This is a genomic window from Paenibacillus sp. FSL R7-0189, assembly GCF_037969925.1.
Taxonomy (GTDB): Bacteria; Bacillota; Bacilli; order Paenibacillales; family Paenibacillaceae; genus Paenibacillus_AQ; species Paenibacillus_AQ odorifer.
Genome location: NZ_CP150223.1, coordinates 3,235,800 through 3,261,275, shown reverse-complemented (window position 1 = coordinate 3,261,275; position 25,476 = coordinate 3,235,800). Strand labels below are relative to the sequence as shown.

At 46.5% G+C, this 25,476-nt stretch carries 23 protein-coding genes; 5 read left to right on the top strand and 18 right to left on the bottom strand.

The window, feature by feature from the left end:
- Window positions 1-177 precede the first annotated feature (177 nt).
- Window positions 178-1,494, bottom strand: a complete 1,317-nt coding sequence (xylA, locus tag MKY63_RS14195) for a xylose isomerase (protein ID WP_076128712.1) — start codon at window positions 1,492-1,494, stop codon at window positions 178-180.
- Window positions 1,495-1,762: 268 nt separating this feature from the next.
- Between xylA and MKY63_RS14190 the strand changes: the two genes are divergently transcribed.
- Both MKY63_RS14190 and MKY63_RS14185 read left to right on the top strand, forming a co-directional pair.
- The gene (locus MKY63_RS14190) at window positions 1,763-2,923 is read left to right on the top strand and encodes an ROK family transcriptional regulator (protein ID WP_076185439.1); all 1,161 of its coding nucleotides are present in this window, start codon (window positions 1,763-1,765) and stop codon (window positions 2,921-2,923) included.
- Between the two features lie 192 nt (window positions 2,924-3,115).
- Window positions 3,116-3,316, top strand: a complete 201-nt coding sequence (locus tag MKY63_RS14185) for a hypothetical protein (protein ID WP_036680251.1) — start codon at window positions 3,116-3,118, stop codon at window positions 3,314-3,316.
- A gap of 138 nt (window positions 3,317-3,454) precedes the next feature.
- On the opposite strand, the gene MKY63_RS14180 is transcribed toward MKY63_RS14185, so the two are convergent.
- From MKY63_RS14180 to deoC, 7 genes are all read right to left on the bottom strand, one after another.
- Window positions 3,455-3,688: a glutaredoxin family protein gene (locus MKY63_RS14180; RefSeq protein WP_076128716.1), complete on the bottom strand. Its 234-nt coding sequence runs from the start codon at window positions 3,686-3,688 to the stop codon at window positions 3,455-3,457.
- A 32-nt stretch (window positions 3,689-3,720) separates the two neighbouring features.
- Window positions 3,721-4,662, bottom strand: a complete 942-nt coding sequence (gene trxB, locus MKY63_RS14175; RefSeq protein ID WP_076128718.1) for a thioredoxin-disulfide reductase — start codon at window positions 4,660-4,662, stop codon at window positions 3,721-3,723.
- Between the two features lie 183 nt (window positions 4,663-4,845).
- Entirely contained in the window at window positions 4,846-6,810 is a 1,965-nt protein-coding gene (locus tag MKY63_RS14170; protein WP_339813283.1) for a heavy metal translocating P-type ATPase, read from the bottom strand.
- Between the two features lie 324 nt (window positions 6,811-7,134).
- Complete coding sequence (aroB, locus tag MKY63_RS14165) at window positions 7,135-8,274, bottom strand: 3-dehydroquinate synthase (RefSeq protein WP_036680257.1); 1,140 nt, start codon at window positions 8,272-8,274, stop codon at window positions 7,135-7,137.
- Between the two features lie 1,198 nt (window positions 8,275-9,472).
- Window positions 9,473-10,543, bottom strand: coding sequence for a hypothetical protein (locus MKY63_RS14160; protein ID WP_036680259.1), 1,071 nt, complete (start codon window positions 10,541-10,543; stop codon window positions 9,473-9,475).
- 210 nt (window positions 10,544-10,753) lie between these two features.
- Entirely contained in the window at window positions 10,754-12,046 is a 1,293-nt protein-coding gene (locus tag MKY63_RS14155) for a homocysteine synthase (RefSeq protein ID WP_036680260.1), read from the bottom strand.
- A gap of 311 nt (window positions 12,047-12,357) precedes the next feature.
- Window positions 12,358-13,035 carry a deoxyribose-phosphate aldolase gene (gene deoC / locus MKY63_RS14150; protein WP_036680262.1) on the bottom strand — a complete coding sequence of 226 codons (678 nt, stop codon included), beginning with the start codon at window positions 13,033-13,035 and terminating at the stop codon, window positions 12,358-12,360.
- A 296-nt stretch (window positions 13,036-13,331) separates the two neighbouring features.
- Here deoC and MKY63_RS14145 point away from each other — a divergent pair, with 296 nt between their 5' ends.
- Both MKY63_RS14145 and MKY63_RS14140 read left to right on the top strand, forming a co-directional pair.
- Window positions 13,332-13,673, top strand: a complete 342-nt coding sequence (locus tag MKY63_RS14145) for a hypothetical protein (RefSeq protein ID WP_036680263.1) — start codon at window positions 13,332-13,334, stop codon at window positions 13,671-13,673.
- Between the two features lie 10 nt (window positions 13,674-13,683).
- Window positions 13,684-14,676, top strand: a complete 993-nt coding sequence (locus tag MKY63_RS14140) for a 3-oxoacyl-ACP synthase III family protein (protein ID WP_036680265.1) — start codon at window positions 13,684-13,686, stop codon at window positions 14,674-14,676.
- Window positions 14,677-14,751: 75 nt separating this feature from the next.
- Here MKY63_RS14140 and MKY63_RS14135 read toward each other — a convergent pair whose 3' ends face one another.
- The 7 genes from MKY63_RS14135 to MKY63_RS14105 all read right to left on the bottom strand — a co-directional run bounded on the left by MKY63_RS14135 (window position 14,752) and on the right by MKY63_RS14105 (window position 21,036).
- A complete protein-coding gene (locus tag MKY63_RS14135) occupies window positions 14,752-15,585 on the bottom strand; it encodes a prohibitin family protein (RefSeq protein ID WP_036680268.1) in 834 nt (277 codons plus the stop codon).
- 105 nt (window positions 15,586-15,690) lie between these two features.
- The gene (locus MKY63_RS14130; RefSeq protein ID WP_036680270.1) at window positions 15,691-15,957 is read right to left on the bottom strand and encodes a hypothetical protein; all 267 of its coding nucleotides are present in this window, start codon (window positions 15,955-15,957) and stop codon (window positions 15,691-15,693) included.
- 59 nt (window positions 15,958-16,016) lie between these two features.
- Window positions 16,017-16,406 carry a hypothetical protein gene (locus MKY63_RS14125; RefSeq protein ID WP_036680272.1) on the bottom strand — a complete coding sequence of 130 codons (390 nt, stop codon included), beginning with the start codon at window positions 16,404-16,406 and terminating at the stop codon, window positions 16,017-16,019.
- A gap of 191 nt (window positions 16,407-16,597) precedes the next feature.
- Window positions 16,598-17,596 (bottom strand): LLM class flavin-dependent oxidoreductase, encoded by a 999-nt coding sequence (locus MKY63_RS14120; RefSeq protein ID WP_036680274.1) that lies wholly within the window; start codon window positions 17,594-17,596, stop codon window positions 16,598-16,600.
- 21 nt (window positions 17,597-17,617) lie between these two features.
- Window positions 17,618-18,100 (bottom strand): Rrf2 family transcriptional regulator, encoded by a 483-nt coding sequence (locus MKY63_RS14115; protein WP_339813273.1) that lies wholly within the window; start codon window positions 18,098-18,100, stop codon window positions 17,618-17,620.
- Window positions 18,101-18,318: 218 nt separating this feature from the next.
- Window positions 18,319-19,698 (bottom strand): SulP family inorganic anion transporter, encoded by a 1,380-nt coding sequence (locus tag MKY63_RS14110; RefSeq protein ID WP_235219442.1) that lies wholly within the window; start codon window positions 19,696-19,698, stop codon window positions 18,319-18,321.
- Between the two features lie 261 nt (window positions 19,699-19,959).
- Window positions 19,960-21,036 (bottom strand): bifunctional 3-deoxy-7-phosphoheptulonate synthase/chorismate mutase, encoded by a 1,077-nt coding sequence (locus MKY63_RS14105; RefSeq protein WP_036680279.1) that lies wholly within the window; start codon window positions 21,034-21,036, stop codon window positions 19,960-19,962.
- A gap of 628 nt (window positions 21,037-21,664) precedes the next feature.
- Here MKY63_RS14105 and MKY63_RS14100 point away from each other — a divergent pair.
- Window positions 21,665-22,210, top strand: coding sequence for a glutathione peroxidase (locus MKY63_RS14100; RefSeq protein ID WP_038573366.1), 546 nt, complete (start codon window positions 21,665-21,667; stop codon window positions 22,208-22,210).
- 66 nt (window positions 22,211-22,276) lie between these two features.
- Here the strand turns inward: MKY63_RS14100 and MKY63_RS14095 are convergent, their stop codons facing one another.
- The 3 genes from MKY63_RS14095 to MKY63_RS14085 all read right to left on the bottom strand — a co-directional run bounded on the left by MKY63_RS14095 (window position 22,277) and on the right by MKY63_RS14085 (window position 25,448).
- The gene (locus MKY63_RS14095; RefSeq protein ID WP_076099941.1) at window positions 22,277-22,618 is read right to left on the bottom strand and encodes a 4Fe-4S binding protein; all 342 of its coding nucleotides are present in this window, start codon (window positions 22,616-22,618) and stop codon (window positions 22,277-22,279) included.
- Window positions 22,615-24,225 carry an FAD-binding protein gene (locus tag MKY63_RS14090; RefSeq protein ID WP_076099943.1) on the bottom strand — a complete coding sequence of 537 codons (1,611 nt, stop codon included), beginning with the start codon at window positions 24,223-24,225 and terminating at the stop codon, window positions 22,615-22,617. Before MKY63_RS14090 ends, MKY63_RS14095 begins: the two co-directional genes overlap by 4 nt.
- A gap of 158 nt (window positions 24,226-24,383) precedes the next feature.
- Window positions 24,384-25,448, bottom strand: a complete 1,065-nt coding sequence (locus MKY63_RS14085) for an ABC transporter substrate-binding protein (RefSeq protein ID WP_076277137.1) — start codon at window positions 25,446-25,448, stop codon at window positions 24,384-24,386.
- Between the last annotated feature and the right edge of the window lie 28 nt (window positions 25,449-25,476).

Below are 25,476 nucleotides of genomic sequence, written 5' to 3'. Positions count from 1 at the left end.
CTAAAAGTTTTGTTAGCATAGACTTCATTGAATTACTTCGAGCAAAACTTACTTCGTAAGCATCTTGCTTAGTTTTTACTACAAAAAGGGGGCTGCCGAAGAATGCTCTCTTCAGCAACCCCCGTTGCATTTGTTCAAACTCGACTCAAAGCCTAAGCTTCAAGCTCCCTATAAGGACTACTCAGCCAAGATGTATTGGTTAAGGGTAGCTCTCAGGTATTCTTGACGTCCGGATTGGTTAGGACGTGGGTTCTCATTGTTCAAAGCATATTCAGCCAAAGAAGCCAATGTTGCTTTACCGGAAACGATGTCTGCACCAACGCCTTCTGTGAAGCTGCTGTAGCGTTTGTCAATGAAATCTTCGAATACGCGATCTTCGATCAATTTAGCAGCAACTTTCAAGCCTTTTGCGTAAGTATCCATACCAGCGATGTGTGCCAAGAACAGATCTTGTGGCTCGAAGGAAGGACGACGTACTTTAGCGTCGAAGTTAATTCCGCCTTTGCCAAGACCGTCATTCTTCAATACTTCATAAAGAGTAAGTGTTGCATCGTAGATGTTTACTGGGAATTCATCAGTATCCCAACCAAGCAGTGTATCCCCTTGGTTAGCGTCAAGTGATCCAAGCATGCCATTAATACGAGCTACACGAAGTTCATGTTCAAAAGTATGACCTGCAAGCGTAGCGTGGTTAGCTTCAAGGTTCAGCTTGAAGTGCTTGTCGAGGTTGTATTTTTGCAAGAACGAAATTGTTGTTGCTGCATCGAAATCATATTGATGTTTAGTAGGCTCTTTTGGTTTAGGTTCGATCAGGAATTGACCATCAAAACCAATTTCCTTAGCGTAATCTACAGCCATGCTGAACAGACGTGCAATGTTATCTTGTTCAAGACCCATATCTGTATTCAGCAATTCTTCGTAACCTTCACGGCCGCCCCAGAATACATAGTTGCTTGCGCCCAGACGTTTACCAACTTCCAGACCTTTCTTCACTTGTGCTGCTGCATGTGCGAAAACATCAGCGTTAGGTGTAGAACCTGCACCGTGCATATAACGCGGGTTAGTGAACATATTAGCTGTATTCCACAGCAATTTCTTGCCGGAAGTCTTCATGCCTTGTTCAAGGATATCAACAATAGTGTCGATGTTGCTGTAGAACTCACGCAAAGATGCGCCTTCTGGTGCGATATCTACATCATGGAAGCAGAAGTAAGGCAGATCCATCTTGTCCATAAATTCGAATGCTGCTTCAGCGCGAGCTTTAGCTTTATCAAGACCACTCAATTTGTCCCAGCTGCGAATTGCAGTTTCAGCGCCAAACGGATCAGAACCGCCAGCAGTTAATGTATGCCAATAAGCCATTGCAAATTTCAGATGTTCCTCCATAGTTTTGCCGGCTACGACTTCTTTAGGATTGTAGAATTTAAATGCATAAGGGTTGGTGGAACGGCTTCCCTCGTAAGAGATTTTGTTCACTGTCTCAAAATAAGCCATTGTGTAATCCTCCTCATATTGTGCTACGCTAGCAAGCGTTTACAGCATCATCTTAACACATCTTTTTGACTTTGTATATTGGTTAAACAAAGTTTTTTTATAAAATTTCCGCCTCTTTAATTCTCCCTTGTCTATCCGTTTAATATTCAAAAAATCCAACAATCATAGATTTCCTCTTTTCTGCCGATGTATTGCAATTTCCAGCACATCACTCTAGACTAAGTGGCATACAACAAAAGGGAACTATGCTAAAAAGGATGTGTGATTCGTGAAGGTTACCGGAGATCAGGCGCTGGTCAAAAAAATCAATAAATCGATCGTACTACATACTATTCGAAGGAACTCTCCGCTCTCGCGCGCCAAGGTTTCAGAGATGACCGGACTGAATAAAGCTACCGTATCCAATCTGGTGGCAGAGCTATGCGCTCAAGAATTAGTGACTGAAGTTGGACCAGGTCAATCCAGTGGCGGCCGTAAACCGCTAATGCTGCATTTTAACAGCATGGCTGGCAGCGTAATCGGCATAGAGCTGCGAGTGAAGCAGTTGACAGCCGTCTTATGTGATTTAAGTGGTGGCATTCTTTTCGAAAGCGATTTCTCTCTGGATAATCATGCGCTGCCTTATGTACTGGAACGGATGAAAAAAATAATCTCAGACTTGATTGATAAAGCACCTGAATCCCCATACGGTATCGTCGGCATCGGAGTAGGTGTCCCCGGGATGGTGGATGAGAACGGGGTTGTTCTTTTTGCTCCCAACCTTGGCTGGGAAATGGTCGACCTGCGGGGTATTTTGGAGGCGGAATTCGCGGTTCCAGTCACTATTGATAACGAAGCTAACGCAGGTGCACAAGGTGAACTGAACTTTGGGGCAGCAAAAGACGTTAGACATCTGCTCTACATCAGTGCGGGTTCAGGGATCGGATCCGGTATTATTATTGGCGGAGAGCTGTACAAAGGTGCAAGAGGATATGCCGGCGAGACCGGACATATGACGATTGAAGCACAAGGCAAGCCGTGCAGTTGTGGGAGCCGTGGCTGTTGGGAGCTATATGCCTCGGAGAAAACCTATGACCATTCCGAGTTCTCCCTCCCTGCTCATACTACACAAGAACTGGTCCGTTATGCAGCCGCTGGACAAGAAGACGCCTTGCGCCACTTCTCATCAATGGGTGAATATCTCGGCATCGGAGTAACGAATCTAATCAATAGCTTTAATCCAGAGCTGATTGTCATCGGTGGAGCCTTATCCGAAGCAGAAGCCTGGTTAGGGGAGCCCCTTCGCCGGGTTGTAGCCGAGCGTACACTTCCTTATCATAAGCAGCAGCTCGAGATTACCTTCTCCAAGCTGGGCAGCCGAGGCACGATGATAGGCGCGGGGTTCTCTGCAGTTATGCATTTTCTAGGCGATATTCGGGTGACCGTTTAATGTAGTCTAATGGACAACGTTTTGCGGGACAGTTTCACGGGTGAAATTCAAGAGCGGATAGAATTGACGTAAAATTGCCGCATTTAGGTGGATCAAAAGTGCAGTAAAAGCAACTTAAATCCTATATAATAAAGGATAAGTTAGTGTGACATTTATCACTACAACCCCTTTTTTGAAATGGAGAGCGAGTCCATGACCTATGTTGATACGTCTGATATCTCGGCACAGATGTTCATCACTGTGTTGCTTTTTCTGCTCATTATTGCCCCTTTGATCAGTCTCGGTGTGCTCCGTTTTTTTCAAGCCAAAAAGAAATCAGGATTCATTCTGATCGGCAGCGGTGTTGCTGTATACGTCCTATTTCAGATCATTACCTCTTTCACTCAAGCTTAAATTGAACTTTGCGATTTACATCATAAAAAATAGCCTGCGCATATTAGCGTCAGGCTATTTTTGTATACTTAGACCACAAAAAGATCACCTCCAAAATGGAAGCGACCTTTTGCAATTTCCTCACAGAAATATATTTAATTAAACAGTCGCCAATGCTTTGTCGAACTGAGTTTTATTCATCCCCACGATTTTATGCTCACCAATTACAGTTACAGGAACAGCTCTCATTCCCATATCCCAAACCTGCTGCGCGTAATCATCATTCTGCTCAATATTACGCTCTTCATAGGCTACGCCTTTTTCGCTCAAAAAGCTCTTCACCTGACGGCAATGTGGACAATTTGTTGATGTATATACAATTACATTTTCCATCATTAGACCTCCTATGGAAGATTACAGTTATGTTACAGAATAACCGCGCTATGTTCCAGACTTTCAATGTATTTCTCAGCATCCATAGCTGCCATACATCCACTGCCTGCTGCCGTAATTGCTTGTCTATAACGGGTATCCTGCACATCACCACAAGCGAATACGCCTGGGATATTAGTTTCAGAAGTACCTGGGTTAGTCATGATATAACCTTCAGTATTAGTTGTGATTTGTCCACCCAAAAATGCAGTGTTAGGATGGTGGCCAATCGCCACAAACACTCCGCTTGCTTCAATGATTTCTTCTTGTCCGGTCTCATTGTTCAGCACTTTTAGTCCACTCACGCCTTTGTCTCCAGAAGTTACTTCCAGAGGAGTACGATTCAGGCTCCAAGCTACTTTAACATTATCGCGAACGCGATCCTGCATGATCTTGGAAGCACGTAGCTCTTCACGACGGTGTACCAGCGTTACTTTGGAGGCAAAACGAGTCAAGAAACCCGCTTCCTCAAGCGCAGAATCTCCACCGCCAACAACCACGATCTCTTTATTACGGAAGAAGAATCCATCACAGGTAGCACAGGTGCTCACACCGCGTCCCACATTATCCTGCTCGCCTGGGATACCGAGGTATTTTGCCGTAGCGCCAGTGGAAATGATCAGGGTATCCGTCGTAAGAACACCCAATCCTTCAACATTAAGCTTAAAAGGACGCTCTCCAAGTTCTACACTGTTCACCCAACCCGTACGGAATTCCGCACCAAAACGTTCAGCTTGTTTACGCATATTATCCATTAAGTCTGGACCCATAATTCCATCAGGAAATCCCGGGAAATTCTCCACTTCTGTAGTGGTGGTCAATTGTCCGCCAGGTTGAGGTCCTTCGATTACTAGTGGGTTCAAATTGGCACGAGCCAAGTAGATAGCAGCAGTCAACCCCGCCGGTCCGGTTCCAACAATTATTGATTTATACATATCTATATCCTCCTTGAGTTAGACGGCAGTGACGTCGCTTCTTATTTAAAATAATTATAATGTAGTCTTAATTATGCTAACTGAAAGCAAAAATGTCAATAAGCCAGACTCCCTCAGGGAAAAATCATTTGTGAACAATTTAATTTTTGGCAATAAATAATACACAGTAACTTCACTGACCACTTACCGCAACAATCGCAGCCCATTAAGAATAACCAATATCGTACTGCCTTCATGACCGATCACGCCAAAAGGAAGGGCGATGCCCTGCACAAAGTTACTGATCATCAGAACCGCGATTACTGTTACAGCAAAAATCATATTTTGCTTCACAATACGCTGTGAGCGCCGTGCCAATGAAATGGTCGAGGCGATCTCTTCAATATTATCATTCATAAGTACTACATCGGCGATCTCAAGCGCTGCACCACTGCCTTTCATGCCCATACCCATGCCAACAGTCGCTGTAGCCAGAGCAGGCGCATCATTCACACCGTCACCCACCATCACAACATTACCGTGCTTTTCACGAAGCGCCTTAATATGCTTTACTTTATCCTCTGGTAAAAGGTCGGCAAATACTAAATCTACTCCGGTTGAAGCCGCAATAACTTTTGCTGTAGCTTCCCGGTCACCCGTAAGCATAGCCACTTTAATCCCCAGCTCCTGCAGCTTCCGCACTGCGGCTTCTGCTTGTGGGCGAACTGTATCCTGCAATGCAATCATACCTGCAATATGCTCACCGTCCAAAATAATGGAGACAGTCTTCCCCTCTTCCGCCAACTGCTGCCGTTTAGTTCTCCAGAATGCAAGCTCAGAGTTCATCGCAGATGAAGTCAGCTCATCCAGTAAATTGGACTTTCCAATTTTCCAGAGATGCCCGTCAACTTGACCTTCAATTCCCCAGCCAGTGATGGTTTTACTTTCCAGCACTCCCCGCAGCTCCAGATATTCTTCCTCAGCTTTACGCACAATGGCTTCCGCCAATGGATGGCGTGACATATGCTCAATGGATGCGCTAATCGCCAGTAATTCTTCCCGGTTGTAGCCTTCAGCTGCAATAAAGTCTGTCACCTGCGGAGTTCCCTCTGTAAGGGTCCCTGTCTTATCAAAAGCTACAACAGAGGTCCGGGCCATATTTTCGAGGTGGACCCCTCCTTTAAATAAAATCCCTTTTCGCGCACTTTTGGAAATGGCCGACAGCATCGCAGGCATAATCGATGAGACCAACGCACAAGGCGAGGCTACTACAAGAAAAACCATCGCTTTATAAAAGGTTGCGCTCCAGCTCCAGTCCAGCAAAAAGGGTGGAAGGAAAATAAGAGCCACAGTCGAGGCAACGACTACCCGTGCATAGATGGCTTCCAGTCTTTTAATGAATCGCTGTGAGTTTGGAACATCCGACTCTGCTTCTTCTACCATCTTAATGATCTTGGAAAAAAGTGTGTTCTCTGCTGATTTCGTTACTTCAATATAAAGTGGACCTTCTCCATTGACCGTACCTGCGAATACTTCGCTGCCGGCACATTTTTCAACAGGCACTGACTCTCCTGTAATGGAAGCCTGATCTACTGCCGATTCTCCTCTGTACACCTTGCCATCTGCAGGAATAAGATCCCCTGGACGTACAAGCAACAGATCTCCAATTACTAACTGATCGATAGCTACCTCGTTCATGCTTCCTTTCTCAATCCGCATGGCTGTGGCAGGTTTCAAGGCCATAAGTGAGGAAATATCCTTCTTACTCCGTTCCATCGTATAGCTCTCTAAAGCTCCACTAAGCGCAAAAATAAAGATGAGCATAGCACCTTCATTCCAGTACCCAATGGTAGCTGCGCCTAGTGCGGCCGCAATCATCAGCAGGTTCACATCGAGATCACGTTCTTTGACGAGCGTCTCAACGCCTTCTTTGGCTTTGTTCCAGCCACCAATGGTATACGAAATAACATAAAGTACTATAGAGAAAACTTCTGACCAGCTGCCCATAACCCAAGCAAAAAGCATAAGCACTCCGCTGCCAAGCGCAGCCTGCATCTCGGAGTTGCTGAGCATGGCTCTCAGATCGAACCGGCGTTTTGGAGCGCCTGGTTTCTTCATGCTGCCGGAGATTGAGGTTTGCTGGGGTAAATGTTTTGATGTTGCTTGCATAATAATCACCATCCTGAAAGTTTTGTGTAGGATTACTTCATTGACTTCTCTTTGCAACAAAACTTGCTTCGGGAGCATACGTTTTGTTTTGTCTAAATGATAATGAGAGCCATTCTTAAGACCCCTAAAATGACACATGCTGCCCCGGCTTAGCCGGGACAGCATGAATGATAACTATGAGTAGTGAGAATGATAATCATTGTTGCAACAGTACAACTATATTTCCTTAGTGCAACTTATATTTTAATAATACCACCTTGAACGAAAAAGTAAACCCTACCTTCCGGGCTATTCGTCATAAATTTAAAATAACGTTTTCCTATCTTAACTGCGTATTTTATTTAAAAGCTCGGATAGGACTTGCTCTTCGACTGGCGTCGAATAAGCTCCACCTTCAAAAGACTTCATCGCTCCAATTCCAGCTTGGAACACAAACCGTATACGCCCTTTGCGAACCTTTTTATCCGTATACATCTTATCGATCAGCATTCTATTTGTAATGGTTGCTGGTATTTCAGTCGGAAGTCCCGCCTTCTTCAACAAAGCAATCACACGCTGAGTTTCGTCAGCCGTTACATACCCCAACTGCTCTGCCAGCTGCACCTGAACCGCGAGTCCAATCGCAATAGCTTCACCATGTAATAATTCATAACCACTTAAAGCCTCTAACGCTCGGCCAGCAGTATGCCCCAAATTTAGAATTTGGCGCAGGTTGCTCTCCAGTTCGTCCTTTTCCACCACGCTGTACTTGATCTCACAATTATGAAAAGCAATCCGTTCGCAAACCTCTCGATCTAATACAAGTTCGCCTTCTAAGGAGACAACTCGCTCCATATTCTGTTCAAGAAACTCAAAAAAGTCAGCATCCGCGATGCAGGCATGTTTGATTGTTTCAGCCAAACCACTGCGAAGCTCACGTACCGGAAGCGTTCTCCAAGTGGCTAGGTCGATGTAGACCTTTTTAGGCTGATGAAAAACACCAATTAGATTGGTTGCAACCGGTGTATTCACGCCCGTTTTACCACCAATAGAAGCATCCGCTGCTGCTAAAAGGGTAGTTGCATAGTTCAAACTTGGCACTCCCCGACCAAATGTTCCAGCCAAAAAACCTGCCAAATCCGTTACCGCCCCGCCTCCAATGGCAAGGATACAGCAATCTCGTCCATAAGAACGGCTTAATAGCCGATCCTCCAGCTCAGCCTTTGTTTCTCGGGTTTTGGACTTCTCTCCAGCAGGGAAAGAAAAAAGCTCCGCTTGAAAATCATTCTGAAGCAGCAGTTCCAGCAAGGCTTGTCCATACAGGGCTTCGACTTTGGAATCTGTAATAATCGCGAATTTGCTTACATTCTCGACAATTCCACGTTTTAAATCCTCAATCAGAGCGCCAAAAAGACCTTCCCCAATCTCAATATCGTAAGAATGATCTACGACCTTTTGCAAGCCAACTCTAAAATTCGTGGACATCTACAGCACCCCTATTCAGTAAGATGCTAATAAAATTCGAGCCTCCACTGTCATTATCCTGTTTATGTAAAATGTAAGAAGATGTTGGAAACAAATGTGAATGTTCCAAAACTAATGTTTCCTGTAGCTATTGGTGATAGTACAGAGTTTGCGTGCAGTTAGTTTGAGTAGCTACTATAGGACTCAGCTGACCCTAATCGCTGGTTTTAAACACATTTGGTATTCTAACGGACCCCATTGCACCTATTGACCTGAAAAGCACCAAATATGTACCTCTTCCTAACGAATAGCGTCTCTCGTGTCCGAAACCATGCTTAAAAAGCTAAAATCAGGCAAATAGCGTCATCTGGGTCCTTAAGCATCGGGGGGTGAGGAGTGCGGAGGTTAGGTGCCGAGTTTGAGTGCTGATTAGTTTAAGTGCAGAGGTGCACAATTAGTTTAAGTGCGGAGGTTGAGCGCAGGGTATTAGTACGGTGGTTGGGCACAGGGTGGGAGTTCGGAGGTTGAGTTCGGAGGTTGCATCCAAAGCATGAGTGCAGATTAGTTTAAGTACGGAGGTTAGGCACAGGGTGGGAGTACGGAGGTTGAGTGTGTAGGTTGAGCGCAAAGTATGATTACGACACGATTGATGGACGTATGATGCAAGTTGCTCGCGTATGTAGCTACTATAGGACTCAGCTGACCCTAATCGCTGGTTTTAAACACATTTGGTATTCTAACGGACCCCATTGCAGCTATTGACTTGAAAAGCACCAAATATGTACCTCTTCCTAACGAATAGCGTCTCTGGTGTCCGAAACTTTGCTTAAAAAGCTAAAATCAGGCAAATAGCGTCATCTGGGTCCTTAAGCATCGGGGGTTGAGGGGTGAGGAGGTTGAGTTCAGAGTTTAAATGCAAAGCATGAGTGCAGATTAGTTTAAGTACGGAGGTTGGGCACAGGGTAGGAGTACCCGGTATGAGTACGGCGTTTAAATACAAAGCATGAGTGCAGATTAGTTTAAGTACGGAGGTTGAGTACAGTATTGAGCACGGAGGTTGAGTGTAGCGATTGAGTAAAGGGATATATGTACGCTGTTGAAGCAGGCAGCTAACGACAAAAAAACAGAGCAACGATTCCCCGATAACCGGATAATCGCTGCTCTGAAGTCTTTTTACGATTCTTATATGAACTGCACCGTATCGTTCATCAGAAAAAGCTTACTGCCTTCCCCCGGCGGCAGTATCCAGCGTTTCACGCTGCCTGGCGATCCAGATCAGGCAGGCCGCTCTCAGCAGCGCTTCGGTCCGCTGACCGGCGCTGCAAAAGATCCCGCTGAGCCCGATCTGATACAGATCGGCCAAAGCCGACGCCGCCGGTGTCCCCGCGGCAAGTACCACCGCCGCCGGCTTCACGCTCGTCACGGCGGCAAAGATCTCCCCCGCCGCCAGGGCGAAACCCTCTGCGGCGGTCTCTTCCGGCGCGTGTTCGCCCGCCGCGCCGTCAAGCACTAGGAAATCGGCGATACGCGCGATTTCCGCAGCGGCGGCAGGCTCCACATCGGGCGCGATCAGCGCCCCGATGCGGCATGCCGCCGCATAAGCGTGGCCGAGTGTCTGATCGGCCACGTCTTCGATGAATTCGCGCTTTGCGGCGAATTCGGCTGCGCTTGCGGTGTAGGCGACCAGCAGGTCAAGGCGGCAATCGCCGCCTTGCCGCTGGCTCTCCGCCACCGCAGCGAACAGCGCTTCGAGCTGAGCGTCCTGAAGCGCGGCAAGCTTGGCGGGCTGCGCCACCGCAAGTGACTCTGGATGCAGCAGGGTGACCGCTGCCCATTCGCCATCCGGCGATTCAAGCAGCTCAGCAATAGCTGCGCGCAGACGATAAGAGATTCGCTGCAGAATACGCGCTGTTTGCAGTTCATCCTCGCTAGATAACCAATTCTCATAAAGACAGAACAGCTCTGGTTCCAGCAGCCATTCCTCACTCCGTATCAAACACGGGCCCGCTTGAACAGTCCTTGTTCCTTCCCGTCCAGCAAGACGTTCTTCTCTTCCTTCACGCAGCACTAGGAATGTCGATGGTTCCCCCGGCCGCTTAAAATAAGACCGCTTCAAAGGCTCAATGACATCCCTCTGCTCTACTCCAGCGATAAATTCTGCGGCAGCGGAGGCTACGGATCCAGCTTGGCTCATTTCCATTCCCACAGTCCGATCACCAGCCTTATACATGAACTTGAACGGGCGCTCTTCACTACTCCGCAAACCATCCTGCTGACGTTCACCCTTCATCCTCGCACCCACCCTTTATCTTTGGATTGCTGCCGGTATGCCAAGCTATATAACATAAGCGACCGACATTTCATTTACCTACCTCACTTATAAATACGGGAGCCACACCTGAAATATGCAAGCGTTGCCAAATCTGATGAATATTCCAACTTTTTTAGGCAACAAAAAAGCATTACCGCAGAGCAGTAATGCTTTTCGAAATATAAACTTCTATTGTTGACTGGCAGCAATTGCTTGCTCCAGATCATAGATAATATCATCAATGGACTCCGTCCCGATCGACAAACGCAGCAATTCCGGCGTTACTCCGGCTGTGATTTGCTCTTCATCCGACAGCTGTGCATGGGTTGTGCTCGCTGGGTGGATGATCAATGACTTGGAATCCCCAACATTCGCTAAATGAGAGAACAGCTTCACATTCTCAATCAGCTTACGTCCCGCAGCACTTCCACCCTTAATACCAAAAGTAAGGATCGCACCTTGACCTTTAGGCAAATACTTTTGCGCTAATTCATGAGATGGATGCGTAGGAAGTCCCGAATAACTTACCCATTCCACATCTGAATGTGCCTCCAAATATTGCGCTACCTTCAGCGCATTTTGGCTATGACGTTCCATCCGCAAATGAAGAGTCTCCAGACCTTGCAGCAGCATCCAAGAGTTGAACGGAGAAATCGCCGCCCCTAAATCGCGAAGTAATTGAACGCGGGCTTTAATAATATAAGCAATCGGGCCCACTGCTTCCGTATACACCACTCCATGATAGCTTGGATCTGGCTCCGTAAGACCTGGGAATTTACCACTTGCCTTCCAATCAAATTTACCGCCGTCAACAATAATCCCGCCAATGGATGTACCATGTCCACCGATGAATTTGGTTGCCGAATGGACAACAATGTCCGCGCCATGCTCAATCGGACGCAATAAATATGGACTTGGGAACGTGTTGTCTACGATGAGAGGAATTCCATGTTCATGGGCGATCGCTGCAACTGCAGCAATATCCAGAACATTTCCCTGCGGGTTGCCGATTGTTTCTGCATACAAGGCTTTGGTCTTATCTGTAATCGCAGCACGGAAGTTCTCAGGATTATCCGAATCTACGAAATGCACCTTAATACCAAGCTTAGGCAGTGTTGTCGAGAATAGATTATAAGTTCCGCCATATAGGCTTGCTGCAGATACAATTTCATCCCCAGCGCCCGCAATATTTAAAATGGAAAAGGAAATAGCCGCTGCACCGGAAGCTGTAGCAAGCGCACCCGCACCGCCCTCAAGTGCTGCCACACGCTGTTCAAATACATCCGTAGTTGGGTTCATCAGCCGAGTATAAATATTACCGAATTCTTTAAGCGCGAACAGATCCGCTGCATGATCAGCATCACGGAACCCGTAGGAAGTGGTCTGATAAAGCGGTACAGCACGTGAGAAAGTAGTTGGATCAATTTCCTGGCCTGCATGGACAGCCAAAGTTTCAAACGACAGCTTGCGATCTTCTGACATAGGTATTTCCTCCCCTATAATTAAGTATAGAAATGATTAACAATTTTGAATTGTACCCATTCTCTCACAAACCACGTCATTTGAAAAGAAAAAATTCTCATTATTCCGGTGTGAATTATTGTACTTTGGTCAAATGCTTCTGCTAGTGTCCTCTATCTACTGGATAACGCTTTCAATATAAATTAATAAAAACCTCAACCTTATGTATAAAACACAATTCCTAATCAAACTGATCGGTTAATAGCTTGAATCAGGACAGCGGCGATTGAGCTTGTCCTCCTCACTCGCCGCTTCCGATTCAGCCCCTCGGCTTAGTAATTGCTTTGGCTTGTTTCGCCTTTAGCAATCGCTACACCACCACTAGTTCCAATACGGCTTGCGCCTGCTTGTACCATTACATGTGCATCTTCTGCACTACGTACACCACCGGAAGCTTTTACACCGATATTAGGTCCAACTGTAGCACGCATAAGCGCGATATCTTCTTTCGTTGCCCCGCCTGTAGAGAATCCAGTGGATGTTTTTACGTAATCTGCTCCAGCCTCAACAGATAGCTTGCAGGCACGAACTTTTTCTTCTTCCGTTAACAGACAAGCCTCAATGATGACTTTTGTCAGTGCTTTGCCACGAGCTGCATCTACAACGGCTGCAATATCACGTTTAACCAGCTCATCGTTGCCATCTTTTAATGCTCCGATATTGATGACCATGTCCACCTCGCCAGCACCTTTAGCGATAGCATCGGTAGTCTCGAATGCTTTGCTCTCTGTTGTCGATGATCCCAGCGGGAAGCCGATAACTGTACATACTTTAACCTCAGGCGTATCTTTCAGCACTTCATGGGCAGTAGCTACCCAAGCAGGATTTACGCAGACAGAAGCAAACTTATAAGTTTTAGCTTCCTCCGCCAATTTAATAATGTCTTCTTTCCGTGCATCTGCTTTAAGCAGTGTATGATCAATAATCCCCGATAGTGTAATTTCGCTCATTTTATTATTCCTCCATGATTTGGATAGTAGTTTTTTTCATCTCTGTAATCATACCAATAGAACTCTGCTTTGCAAAGCAAACAGGGTGAGCATGCCTACCTCAAACCTTAATTTGTGCAGATTTTATGGATTTTAAGTAGTTTATTATTCCCTAAATTATCTTTTTAAAAAAATAAAGGTTTAATCCCCTAAACTTTCCCAATTAAAAATACGATAATAGTCTTAGATAAATAGGTTTTTTTATCCTATTAATCAAAATTTTTCTTAGATAATACTTAGGAGGAGATTAATCAAAAATGGGAAACTTCAATTTCGCCACAAATGCTGCAGATCAAAAACTAAATGTACAAGTCGAAGGAACTATGTCGCCAGAAGATGCAGAACGTTTCATTAATGAGTACAACCAAATCATAAGTGCATTCGACCCGAAACAATATGAGATCATCCTAGATTGCAAGACATTGAATGTATCCTCAAAGGACACACTTCCCATGCTTGAGCAATGCTACATACTGTATAAACAATCCGGATTTAAAAAAGTAACCTTTATTATTGCCAAAAGCCCTGTCCTAAAAATGCAGCTAAGCCGAGTGGCACGGGCTACGAAATTAGAAAATTACGAAATTATTGAAGCATAGGAGGCGCCACTTGGGACATATAACGATTCGCCAAGCTGCTTATTACCACCCAGAGCATATCGTAGATAACGAATATTATCTGAAGCATTTTCAGAGTATGGGCAAGGACATCAAACGATTCCTAGAAGTCATGGGTCGCGACCGGAGATACATCGTAAAAGAACAGGGTGAAAATGCCCTGACGATGGGATTAAAGGCTGCCCAAAAAGTGCTTAGCGAAGCGAATTTGCAAGGTGAGGATATGGACATGATCATGTTCGCTTCACAGACGCCAGAGTACACCTATCCTACCAATGCACTTCTACTACACCGTATGCTTCAAGGTAAACACCGGACCATTACGCAGGATTCCAATGCTAACTGCGCAGGAATGGTATCTGCCGTGGAGCAGACAAGTCGTTATATGCAAGCCAATCCCAGCATCAGGTACGCACTCGTCGTAGGAAGCGACTACAGTTCAGTGAACTGCAATACAGATGATGAAATTACTTACCCTAACTTTGGGGACGCCGCAGCAGCAGTGATTCTGGGGCGCAGCAACGAGCATGCAGGCTTCATAGATTCCCTTTATTACACCGATTCTGAGGGCTCCGAGAATATTATGTTCCCGGCCTGCGGCCTGTCGAATATTTATCAAGAGGGTATGACCCCAGAGCAGATTCGGATACGGTGGACCCCTTTTGACGGTACAGTGTGTGTAGACGCAGCTATAGCGGATATGAAAGAGCTTCTCTCACGCAACGGCCTGACTACGGACGATATCTCTGCATTCTGTCTTTCACAATTCTCACTGAAAAATATCGAGCTCATCCAAATCGGACTCGGACTAACCGCAGAGAAGTTCATTTATGTAGGCGACGAGTTCGGCTATACAGCCACAAGCAGTCCTTTTATCGCCTTTCAACGCGGAGTCGAGGACGGACGAATCAAACGTGGCGATTATGTCTTCTTTTGGTCAGTTGGCGCTGGCTGGCAAATTCCTACGATGCTTTATCAATATTAATAGTATAAAAAGCCCTACTTCTATAGAAGTAGGGCTTTTTCATCAGAGGAAATAAATCAGAAACCCAATAATAAATTATTTAGTCAGGGATTGAACATCCACAAAAGGTGTGGCTCCCCCTGTTACAGATGGCAGCACGCCGTTCCATTTTTCCAGCGCTTTCTCCTGAACCTCAATTTGCTTCAGCTGCACCAGCTCAGGTGTAACCTCTTGCTTCTTAAGTCTTAAAGATTCAGCCTCTGCTTGCGCCTGGGCGATTTTTTGCTTCGCTTCAATTTCAATCCGCCGGAGATCATTTTCGGCCTTCAATGCCTGCTGCTGGGCGACCTGCTTTGCTTCAATCGACTGGTTAAATGCCTCCGAGAATTTAAAGTTAACGATGTTAATATCGTTGACGATCAGGTCATATTTTGCCAGCCTAGCGGTTAAGTGCTCACTAATCTCACTCGACACTACATCACGACGCGTAATCAAATCCTCTGCTGGATATTTGGCTGTCACTTCTTTAACGATTTCTTGAATGGCCGGATTGATAATTACACTATCAAAATTACCTCCGATATTGTTCATCAGATTAAAGGCGGAAGCCTTATTTACGGAATAGTTCACCGCCACATGTGTGGACACGGGCTGAAGATCCTTTGAAGAGGCTGAAGTATCGGTCTCCGCCTTCGTTACCTGTGTATTGACCTGAATCACCGTTTGGATAAACGGAATTTTAAAATGAATGCCGGGTGACAATGTATTGTCATTTAATTTACCAAAGGTTTTGTACAAACCTACATGCCCATATTCCACTGATACGAAAGAATTCGCGCCAATCAACAATACAATGAGCACCGCTGCAATCCCGCTGACTATTTTTCCCGGGCGCAGCTGTTTCAATTTCGGATTCATTTGCATATTCATCCAATACCCCTCCTAGATTATGGATAATCATTCAAGCTTAACCGTCTATACGGAGGTTTGGGGTAAATGGTCGCAGGAAATATTTCAACAGCAGTGGTCATGGCGTTACCGCTCTGAGATCAGTCCTTCTACGGTCAACCGAAATCTTCTGCTCTGCTTGTCCCCGATATTAGAAGCTTCATATATTCCTTCATCCGTTAGCACCACGGAGTCTGCCTTTAAAGCATCATTAACGTATGTTACCTCAGCGTGATCAATATTCCAGCGATAAATATAGGCACTCATCGGACTTCCATGTGCGGCTACCCCTTCAAAAGATCCATCCTGATCAACATCCAGTTCTTTGGAATGTCCGGTATCTATTTGCAGCAAACCCGAGGGGTTACCGCTCTCGTCGATTAAATAATAGTTACTGAGCGAGTTATTTGCTCCTAGTCCTCCGGTTGACGATAATTATAAGTTCCTATCGCCCCTAGACTGTATTGCCCTTTGGAAGTAGAAGTTCTGGCATACACATAGTCTTCGTCACTAGCCATCGTATACACACTCACTTTGACTCCTCCGAAATCTTCCAGCTTCTTCTCTGTAATCAAAGTAGCGCCTGTAGGTGGAGCAATTAGTTGAGAGACTACGGGGATTGTATCCACCAGCTTCCACTCTAGCTTAATGAGATTTGCAGCGGTGTCCGTTGGCTTCGGTCTTGAGGTGTGGTAGTCGTTAGCCGATTGAAGGGAGGATGGGTCCACCTGATGTTGGCAACCTGCCAGCAGATTCATTAGAAACAAGGCTGTCAGCGTAACGGATTTATGTAAAGGAAACATCCTTGATCACTTCCTATCCTCTTTTTAAAATTAAATCTTTCATTAATCATAGATGAAGTTAGGCATTCAAATGTTACTTTTAGGAGGCGGTAGGGTTAATTTATTGTCTTTTGAGGGGATGCGCCGATCAAAAGCTAAATTAGCATACAAAAAACCCGCATGAAATGCGGGTTAAGGTTAGCTATCCAGAATCAAGAGCCTAGCAGTTCACGCGCCAGTAGTCGGTAAACCTCTAGCCGTTTCTCCTGCGAATGTGGGATGCTGCATATCATTGCTTCTTGGAATCCATATTGTGCTTGTTCTTCTTGCAAACGTACGGCGATGTCTTTAACCGCACCAACCAAATGAATCTTGTGCCCTTCCTTGATTGACATCCGGTCAATTTCCGATAACGAAATGTTCTGAGCTTCTTCTGGTGTCAGCACCTGAGTAATCCGGCCCTTACTCATCATCAACCGAAAAATATCCTGCGGTAACGCTTCATACTCAGCTTCTTCCTTCGTTTCTGCTGTGGTCACCATATAGGATACACTGATCTCTGGTTTGTCCATAAAGATAGAAGGCTGGTAGTTATTCCGGTAATGGTCCAAGATCTCATTACTCATCGCACCATTAAAAAATTGTGCGAAGGAGTATCCGACTCCCATTTGTGCAGCTTTTCGCGCACTATTGCCGCTAGAGCCTAACAACCATACTTCAGGGAGCGCCACCTTCGTTGGAGCAGCGAGATTTTTGGCATATAGCTCATCTTCCGGAATCTGATCACTAAGCAGTTGCATGGTAATGCCAAGCTTGTCATACATATTATGCAGCATTAACTCACGGCCTTCAGATAAAGCGTACATGGCGCTTGTATCGCCACCAGGAGCTCGTCCCACACCGAAATCAATTCTCCCCGGGGAAAAAGCACTTAACGTTTTAAATACTTCCGCCAGCTTAAGAGGAGAATAATGCATCATCATTACACCGCCGGTGCCGATTCGAATACGGTTGGTCTTGGCGGCTAAACGGGCAGCCGTTACTTCCGGAGCTGAGCTAGCAAAAGTATTTCCGCCATGGTGCTCTGCCATCCACATTCTGCTATATCCCAGCTCATCTGCTAAAATAGCCAGTTCTTCTGATTTATTCAGGGCACCTTCCGCTGTGTTACCGCTTGTCACGGGTGCCTGATCCAATACGCTTAATCTCATGCGAATACATCCCTTCTTTGGCTAGATGACCATTTTATTGCTGACCCATTCCTCTAAGACTGCAATCTTATCTTTAAAGCGTTCAGCACGCATTTCCTCCGACAACGAAGCAATAGTCTCTCGCTTTAATACAGCTTTCCAAGAGGATTCAGCTTCTTCCATCAGATTCGTTAACAGGCAGCAGCTGTCTTCTTTTTCTAAATCCAACATGTCTACTAGAATCCCATTCGATGAATACAGCGACTGCTGGCCTTCCACCGCGAGGTAAACGTCATATACACGAATATCTTCAGGGCTTTTCTTTAATTTAAAACCGCCTTTAATGCCAGGAACAGACGTGATGATGTCTGCGGTTACCAGCTTTCTTAACAGTTTCTGAAAATAGGTCGCCGATGCTCCGAGCTGCTGGCTAATCGCTTCCCCAGATAGCACCGCCTTATCCGGCAGCATGTTGAGTAGAACCAGTGCATATACCAACTGTTCTACCCCTGTTTTCATATGCATGTACAGCACCTCGATTTACGTAAATAGCTTGATTCAAACTGTAGATAATACCGTCCGCGTATAAAGCGGATAAACATTATCCACTTTATACTTTATATTATTTTAAACCCAAAGTAAAACCTTGCTGGCCTTTTCTTTCAGTTAATATCTACTATAAAAAAAAGATCACGCATACAGCGCAATCTTTTTTGAGGGTATCTGTTATTTTTTTGTATATCCTACTGTAATGATAATCCCACCCGCTGAACCAGCTGTGAGCTCTGGTCATTAAGTCCGGTAATAGTGACTTTTTTGCCATGCTCGGCGTATTTGCTCATCGTCTTCGCTATGGCATGGACAGCGGATTGGTCCCACACATGGGAGTGTGAAAAATCGATAATAATATGATCCGGATCGCTATCGTAGGCGAATTCATGAATGAAGTGGCTTGTCGTGCCGAAGAACAGCTGGCCGGAAACCGCATATGTTTTGGAAGAGGTTGCTTCCTGAACAGTTAGGCGGATCGAAGCTATTTTCCAAGCAAACGTTAAAGCACTTAGCAGAACCCCAAACAAAACCCCAATAGAAAGGTTATCTGTAGCCACCACGGTGACCACCGTCACAATCATAACCAGCGCATCGCTTAGCGGAACACGGGTTAAAGTTTTGAGTGAGCCCCATTCAAAGGTACTGATACAGACCATTATCATTACGCCGACGAGCGCGCCCATCGGGATCTGCTTCACTACATCGCCAAGTACGATAATTAGGAACAATAAAAAGATTCCTGACACAAACGTGGACAGACGCGTGCGTCCTCCTGACTTCATGTTAACCATCGACTGGCCAATCATCGCACAGCCTGCCATCCCTCCGAAAAAACCAGTAACTACATTCGCAAGCCCCTGTCCCTTCGCCTCTCTGTTCTTATCACTACCTGTGCCTGTAATATCGTCTATTAAGGTGGCAGTCATCAGTGATTCCAATAGCCCAACTACGGCCAGTGAAAGTGAATATGGCAAAATAATAAGCAGTGTATCCAGCGTGAACGGGATTTGCGGGAGATGGAATAGTGGCAAAGTTGCTGTAATATTCCCCATATCGCCTACGGTTCTTACGTCCAGATGAAGAGCGATGCTAAGAACAGAAACGATAACGATCGCTACAAGTGCTGAAGGTACGGCTTTGGTAAACCGAGGAACCATGTAGATAATAAGCAAGGTCAGAGCTACCAGTCCGTACATCACCCAGCCTTGTCCTTTAAAATGGGTAAGCTGTGCCATAAAAATCAGTATCGCCAGCGCGTTGACAAACCCTGTCATGACCGGCTGTGGCAAAAACGTGATAAACCGCCCCAGCTTTAGCATCCCCATCAATATCTGAAACACACCAGCCAGTACAGTTGCCGCGAACAGATACTCTATTCCGTGTTCTAGTACGAGACTTCCGACTAACAGAGCCATAGCTCCCGTAGCCGCCGAGATCATTCCGGGTCTGCCCCCGGCAAGTGCCGTTACAATCGCAATACAAAAAGAGGCATATAAACCAACCATCGGACTTACTCCCGCCAGGATCGAAAAAGCGATCGCTTCAGGAATCAGCGCAACGGCTACGGTCATCCCCGATAAAATATCGGTTCGAGTGTTAGAAAACCACCCATTATTTAAGGTAAGCTGCTTCAAAATCTATTTTCCTCCTGTGACTATTAAAATGTGTGGATCTTTTGTCAGAAAAGACCCGGGGCCGGTGCAACGCTAATGTTGCTTATTGTACTCGACCCACCTTAACCTTCACAAAAAGATTAGTTAGACTTGTAAGCGCTTATACACCTCATTTTCTAGCGAATCCTTAAAATATCATGCAAATTCTATATTTCTAGATTACCGGTACAATCCGGAAGCTTTCACTTCATTAAAGAAGGTGTTGAATTCATCAATGTTCAGCTGCTGAGCGGCATCAGACAATGCGGTTGCAGGATCAGGATGCACTTCCACCATAATGCCGTCAGCTCCAGCTGCGAGTGCGGCTTTCGCACATGGAATAAGGATGTCTTTGCGGCCTGTCGAGTGAGTTACATCAACCAATACTGGCAAATGGCATTCCTGTTTGAGAATTGGCACTGCTGAGATATCAAGCGTGTTGCGGGTCGCTTTTTCATAGGTGCGAATTCCACGTTCAATCAGCATGATCTGTGTGTTTCCACGAGACATGATGTATTCCGCTGCATGGATGAATTCATCGAGTGTGGCAGCCAATCCACGTTTCAGCAGCACCGGCTTGTCGACTTCTCCGACCGCTTTTAGCAGCTCGAAATTATGCATATTACGTGCACCGATCTGGATGATATCCACATAATCAAGCGACTCTTCAATATGTCTTGGATCTACAATTTCGCTGATGGTCAGCAGTCCATATTCATTTGCTGCTTCGCGTAATATTCTTAAACCGTCCATTCCCAGCCCTTGGAAATCATAAGGTGAAGTCCGAGGCTTGAAGGCACCGCCACGCATTACACGTACTCCGGCTTTTTGCAGGGCGGCAGCTACGGTGCGAGTCTGCAGTTCACTTTCCACGGAGCAAGGACCGGCTACCATCAGTGAAGAAGCACCGCCAACCGTTACATCTCCCGGCAGAACAATCACTGTATCCTCTTTGTGGCTCTTGCGGGCTACCAGTAAAGTTTTTTTATGATCATCTGTTTGTAAGTCCAGAGAAGCTGAGAAAATTTGTTTGAAGAGGCTACGGATCGTCCCGTTAGTGAAAGGGCCTTTGTTGCTCGCTACGAGCTTATCCAGCATCTGTTTTTCCCGTTCCGGATCAAATTTAGGGACACCTTGTTTTTCTTTAACTACTCCAATCTCCTGAACAATCTTAGCCCGCTCGGAGATCAGCTCCAGCAATTGCCCATTAATTTCATCCAGACGACCTCTAAGAACATCCAATTCCACGTTACTCATTACCCTTCCACTCCCTCTTTTTGTTATAATTTGGAACGCAAAAAGGCCCCCCGTCGCAAGGGACGAGGAGCCGTGGTACCACCCTTATTTAGAATTAACCCGAATACTAGCACAAAGGAATAGAATCTCATGTTCCCCTGACTAAGAATTAATTCTGTCTTTCACCCGGTAACGCGGGGCGCGGGCCTCCCTACTCATACCTGCCACAACCTGTGACAAACTACTTCAGGGGCCGACTCGGAAGTGAACTTCGGCATTAATCGTCTCATGAGGGTGCTCTCAGTCTCCGGCACGCCTTCCCTGTTAAGATCCGCTATAATGCTTACTCTCTTCGTCATAGTCCTTATCTATGTCAGCGCGGATTTTGCGCTGGTTTCTGCTATCTTAATCAAAAAACGTTCCCGATGCAAGATAATAATGGAACGCAGAGTAGCTTTAACGCAATAAATTTTTTTGACTGATCCATACCCATTATCTATCCTATTCCAACCTGGCAATTACGGTTCCAATTCCTTCAAGCTGTATTGTTTGACAGCGATAATTGAATTGTTTACAATTTAATTATTATAAATATTTCCTGTTCTTTTTCAAAAAGCATAGATAACTTAACTGAAGGGATGTAGCAGCCATGAGCATTTATCAATATTCAGCACGCAGTATTCGGGGAAAAGATATCGAGCTAGAGCAATACAAAGGTAAAGTGCTACTGATAGTGAATACAGCAAGTAAGTGCGGATTTACCCACCAATATTCAGATCTGCAAAAGCTTTATGAGCGGTACGAGGAACGCGGCCTCCAAATACTCGGCTTTCCTTCCAATCAATTTGGAGAGCAAGAACCCGGCAGCAATGAAGAGGTTAATGTATTTTGCCAAATCAATTACGGGGTAACCTTCCCACTCTTTGAAAAGGTTGACGTAAAAGGCGAAGCTAAACACCCTCTTTTCACCTACCTGACAGAACAGGCTGGATTTGAAGGGTTCGATATCAACCATTCTTCAGGAAAGCTGTTGCAAAGCATGCTTGAAGACAAAGATCCAGAGGCTCTGAACAATGACGAAATCAAGTGGAACTTCACTAAATTCCTGATTGATCGCGAAGGCAATGTGGTCACTAGATTCGAATCTACGGTGGACCCGCTGGATATTGAACCAGCTATCGAAGCCCTGCTATAAGTTTCTAATATATGAAAAATCCGCCCAGCTTTCGGGCGGATTTTTTGGGTTTAAGCATCTGCTTAATCATGTACGGTACTGCTCGGTAAATACTTCAAAATAAGGAGTCGTGTCCCTCTCCGCCATCGAACCATTCGCACCAGGTCCCCAGCCGATTTCAGCACGCCAGCTTCCCAACACACCTGACTGAATCAGCGCCTCCTCATTTACACCGATCAGCTGATCCGCCTGTGGTGCCACGTATAAAGCATCTACAGGACAATAAGCTTCACACATGAAACAGGTCTGGCAATCTTCCTGACGGGCAATGACCGGAATCTTCCCCTGCATTTCGAATACGTTCGTCGGACATACTTTCGTACACAGCTTACAACCAACACAACGCTCCAAGCTGATTAATTCGATCATATCGCTTGCCCCTCCTTCAGCGCATTCAGTTCATGAGCATGGGGCACAGCCTCTGTACTGACGCTTATATGTTGAATACCGGATAAGATCAGCCGGTGAGTCTGGCGCGGATCAAGCTCCGGATATTCCGCTAGCTTTTGCAGTCCGCGGGTCTCTTTCCGGGCGAGTGCCGCGGTGTACATCCACCTGCCGACCGCGAGCATAGCCGCGGCTTCACGTGATTGCACGATGCCCTGAACGCTGGCAGGAGCCTGCCCGTTCAAATAGGGCATCAAGGCATTCAGCCGCTTCAAGGCTGAAGAAATGCCCGGCTCGCTGCGGAAATAATTGATCTGCAGCGGCAAGATTTCACGCTGGATTGCCGCGATTAGCGGCTTCACCTCCAGCGTTTCCGAGGCATCGGCGCCAGCCGCCAGCCCGTAGCGTCCCGCTGCGGTCAGCTTGCGGCTGTTCGCCTGTCCTCGGCAGGACAGCGCATGCTGCGCGGCTCCCTGCCCAGCCCAGCTTCCGCTGCACATGGCCCAGGAAGCGTTATAAGCCCCGCCGCCGGAGATGGCGCCGGTCACTTTCTCGCGAGATGCGGCATCTCCGGCCGCATAGAGTCCGGGCACGGTCGTCTGGCAATCCGTACCGCTCAAGCGCAGACCCCCAGTGCCGCGCATCGTGCCCTCATAGCGCAGGGTAAGCGGGAATTTCTGCTTAAACGCATCAATTCCCGCCCGCTCCAGCGGCATAAAGAAAATCGGATGCGCTTTGCGCAGGAAATCCTGTTTCTCCGCGGTGTCTGCCAGATCCAGCGAAGCGTAAACCGGACCCTTCAGCATCAGCTCAGGAATGCTGCCAAAGGTCCGATCCCCTCTATGCAACGGATGACCGTCCGCGTCATAGAGAGTGGCCCAAGCCAGCATGCGTCCACGTGTTACGGTTCCGTCCGCAAAGCTTGGCGCATATTGGCGGCTGAATTCCATACCCGAAAGATCAGCTCCCACCTCTGCGGACATCAACAATCCTTCTCCTGTCAGCACGTTGCAACCAAGACCTTTGCTGAGAAAAGCACAGCCGCCGGTAGCCATCACAACGGCATTTGCCTTCACTTCCCAGGACTCTCCTGTCAGGCGGTTGATCCCACGCGCTCCACCAACACCGTGTTCATCGTGAAGAAGTTCCAGCGCTGGTGACTGATCAAGAATTGTGACCCCTGCTTTGCGCACAACTTTTCGCATAATCCGCATATATTCTGGTCCATGGAGATGGGTACGCAGTGAGTTTCCTTCTTCATCCTTCGGAAACGGATACCCCCACTGCTCCACTTGAGCCAGGTTCTGCTCTACCTGATCCAGCACCCGGTGAATCCAAGCATTCTCCGATAAATATCCGCCGGCCTTAAGTCTGGCCTGCACTGCCTGCTCCCGCAGCTCGGCAATGGGAGGAATAACGAGCAACGTTGTTCCTCCCGGTGCAGTTGCGCCACTAGTGCCCAAGTAGCCCTTATCCGCCAGGACTACCTTTGCGCCTTGCGAGGCTGCACTCCATGCCGACCACGCCCCAGCAGGACCTCCGCCAAGCACGAGGACATCCACTGTCATTTCCTTCTTAAGCTGCGACATATTTTTTCCTCCTACACCATTAGCTGAGTTAGTTGAACTTAAAAATCACTAAAGGGAGAAGTGGCGGAGAGGCGGCCGAAAGTCCAAACATTCACCGCAGTCACTCAATTACCTTTACAGAAGAATCTTAAGTTCAATTAAAGCAACCTTTAAGCAACTTATTTCAGCTGCCAATCGCTAATATTGAAGTCTTTTTTCGCTAACTTCTCTTCGACGAGGAAGTTTTTGGTACCGTCCAGCAGCTTTGTTCCTTCATCAGTGAACGCAGTATCCTTGATATCACTAATCGGATTCACTTGCTTCGCCAGCTCAGGCGTTGTATCTCCGATTTCAGCCAGAAATTGATAATACTCATCTTCATGCTGCTTCAAGTCTGCCAAGGCTTTCTCTCTAGCTTCGTTCCATACCTTCGGAAAATCAGGGAATTTCGCCAGATAATCCTCAGACACAACTGTTGCGCTAGAACCAAGCAGGTTCGGGTGCTTCGAGGCATCATCCAAGTGAGTGTAACCTTGGTCAATCAGCTTCAGCGCAGGAACACCTAGATTTGTTGTAGCATCTACATCTCCACGGGCTAAAGCTGCAGTAGCATCAGGAATGAGCATATGCACGAGTTTGTAGTCGGTCACGCCTTCTTCCTGTAGTAATCCAACTACATATCGGTGCATGAAGGAGCCTTTTTGAATCGCGATAGTTTTACCTTGCAGATCTTTCACCGTCTTGGGCCCATCCTTCTTGCCGATCAAATAACCAATCGTGTTCGCGGAAGATTGTGAAATCAGACGGGTCTTGGCCCCAGAAGCGTAGGCAATAATAGCAGGTGTATCTCCAAGACTGCCGATATCCAGCCGACCACTAATCAAGGATTCTGTCTGATCCGGACCGTTTGGAAAGCCAGTAAGCTTTACTTCAGTAATGCCGTATTTCTTCAACTCTTCTTGAATAATCCCTTTATAAAAGCCCCAACCCTCTGCACCGCCGGGCACATTCAATTTGTTGGAACCGATAAACCCAAAGTTCAATACCGCTGGAACATTGCTCGTGCTCGTGGCCTCTTCTCCCGCCTTCTCCGTATTTGATCCCCCGGAGGCAGACGCTCCATTGCCGCCCGTATTATTTCCGCAAGCCTGAAGCACCAGCATGGCCATCATAATTGTAGTTAAAAGTGCAAACCGAATCTTCCTAGAACGTTTCCCTTGAATCTCTCTGTACGCTTGTTTCATTGTTTCTCCCCCTAGGTTTATGCTATTT

Excerpts from the sequence above, each read along its gene's own strand:
- MKY63_RS14160 (WP_036680259.1), bottom strand. The coding sequence starts at position 10,543 with ATGAAGGGTGAACGTCAGCAGGATGGTTTGCGGAGTAGTGAAGAGCGC.
- MKY63_RS14155 (WP_036680260.1), bottom strand. The coding sequence starts at position 12,046 with ATGTCAGAAGATCGCAAGCTGTCGTTTGAAACTTTGGCTGTCCATGCA.
- MKY63_RS14125 (WP_036680272.1), bottom strand. The coding sequence starts at position 16,406 with ATGTTTCCTTTACATAAATCCGTTACGCTGACAGCCTTGTTTCTAATG.
- trxB (WP_076128718.1), bottom strand. The coding sequence starts at position 4,662 with ATGTATAAATCAATAATTGTTGGAACCGGACCGGCGGGGTTGACTGCT.
- MKY63_RS14120 (WP_036680274.1), bottom strand. The coding sequence starts at position 17,596 with ATGAGATTAAGCGTATTGGATCAGGCACCCGTGACAAGCGGTAACACA.
- MKY63_RS14085 (WP_076277137.1), bottom strand. The coding sequence starts at position 25,448 with ATGAAACAAGCGTACAGAGAGATTCAAGGGAAACGTTCTAGGAAGATT.
- MKY63_RS14185 (WP_036680251.1), top strand. The coding sequence starts at position 3,116 with ATGACCTATGTTGATACGTCTGATATCTCGGCACAGATGTTCATCACT.
- deoC (WP_036680262.1), bottom strand. The coding sequence starts at position 13,035 with ATGAGCGAAATTACACTATCGGGGATTATTGATCATACACTGCTTAAA.
- MKY63_RS14110 (WP_235219442.1), bottom strand. The coding sequence starts at position 19,698 with ATGACCGTAGCCGTTGCGCTGATTCCTGAAGCGATCGCTTTTTCGATC.
- xylA (WP_076128712.1), bottom strand. The coding sequence starts at position 1,494 with ATGGCTTATTTTGAGACAGTGAACAAAATCTCTTACGAGGGAAGCCGT.
- MKY63_RS14090 (WP_076099943.1), bottom strand. The coding sequence starts at position 24,225 with ATGTCGCAGCTTAAGAAGGAAATGACAGTGGATGTCCTCGTGCTTGGC.
- aroB (WP_036680257.1), bottom strand. The coding sequence starts at position 8,274 with ATGTCCACGAATTTTAGAGTTGGCTTGCAAAAGGTCGTAGATCATTCT.
- MKY63_RS14115 (WP_339813273.1), bottom strand. The coding sequence starts at position 18,100 with ATGCATATGAAAACAGGGGTAGAACAGTTGGTATATGCACTGGTTCTA.
- MKY63_RS14135 (WP_036680268.1), bottom strand. The coding sequence starts at position 15,585 with ATGAATATGCAAATGAATCCGAAATTGAAACAGCTGCGCCCGGGAAAA.
- MKY63_RS14180 (WP_076128716.1), bottom strand. The coding sequence starts at position 3,688 with ATGGAAAATGTAATTGTATATACATCAACAAATTGTCCACATTGCCGT.
- MKY63_RS14170 (WP_339813283.1), bottom strand. The coding sequence starts at position 6,810 with ATGCAAGCAACATCAAAACATTTACCCCAGCAAACCTCAATCTCCGGC.
- MKY63_RS14100 (WP_038573366.1), top strand. The coding sequence starts at position 21,665 with ATGAGCATTTATCAATATTCAGCACGCAGTATTCGGGGAAAAGATATC.
- MKY63_RS14095 (WP_076099941.1), bottom strand. The coding sequence starts at position 22,618 with ATGATCGAATTAATCAGCTTGGAGCGTTGTGTTGGTTGTAAGCTGTGT.
- MKY63_RS14105 (WP_036680279.1), bottom strand. The coding sequence starts at position 21,036 with ATGAGTAACGTGGAATTGGATGTTCTTAGAGGTCGTCTGGATGAAATT.
- MKY63_RS14145 (WP_036680263.1), top strand. The coding sequence starts at position 13,332 with ATGGGAAACTTCAATTTCGCCACAAATGCTGCAGATCAAAAACTAAAT.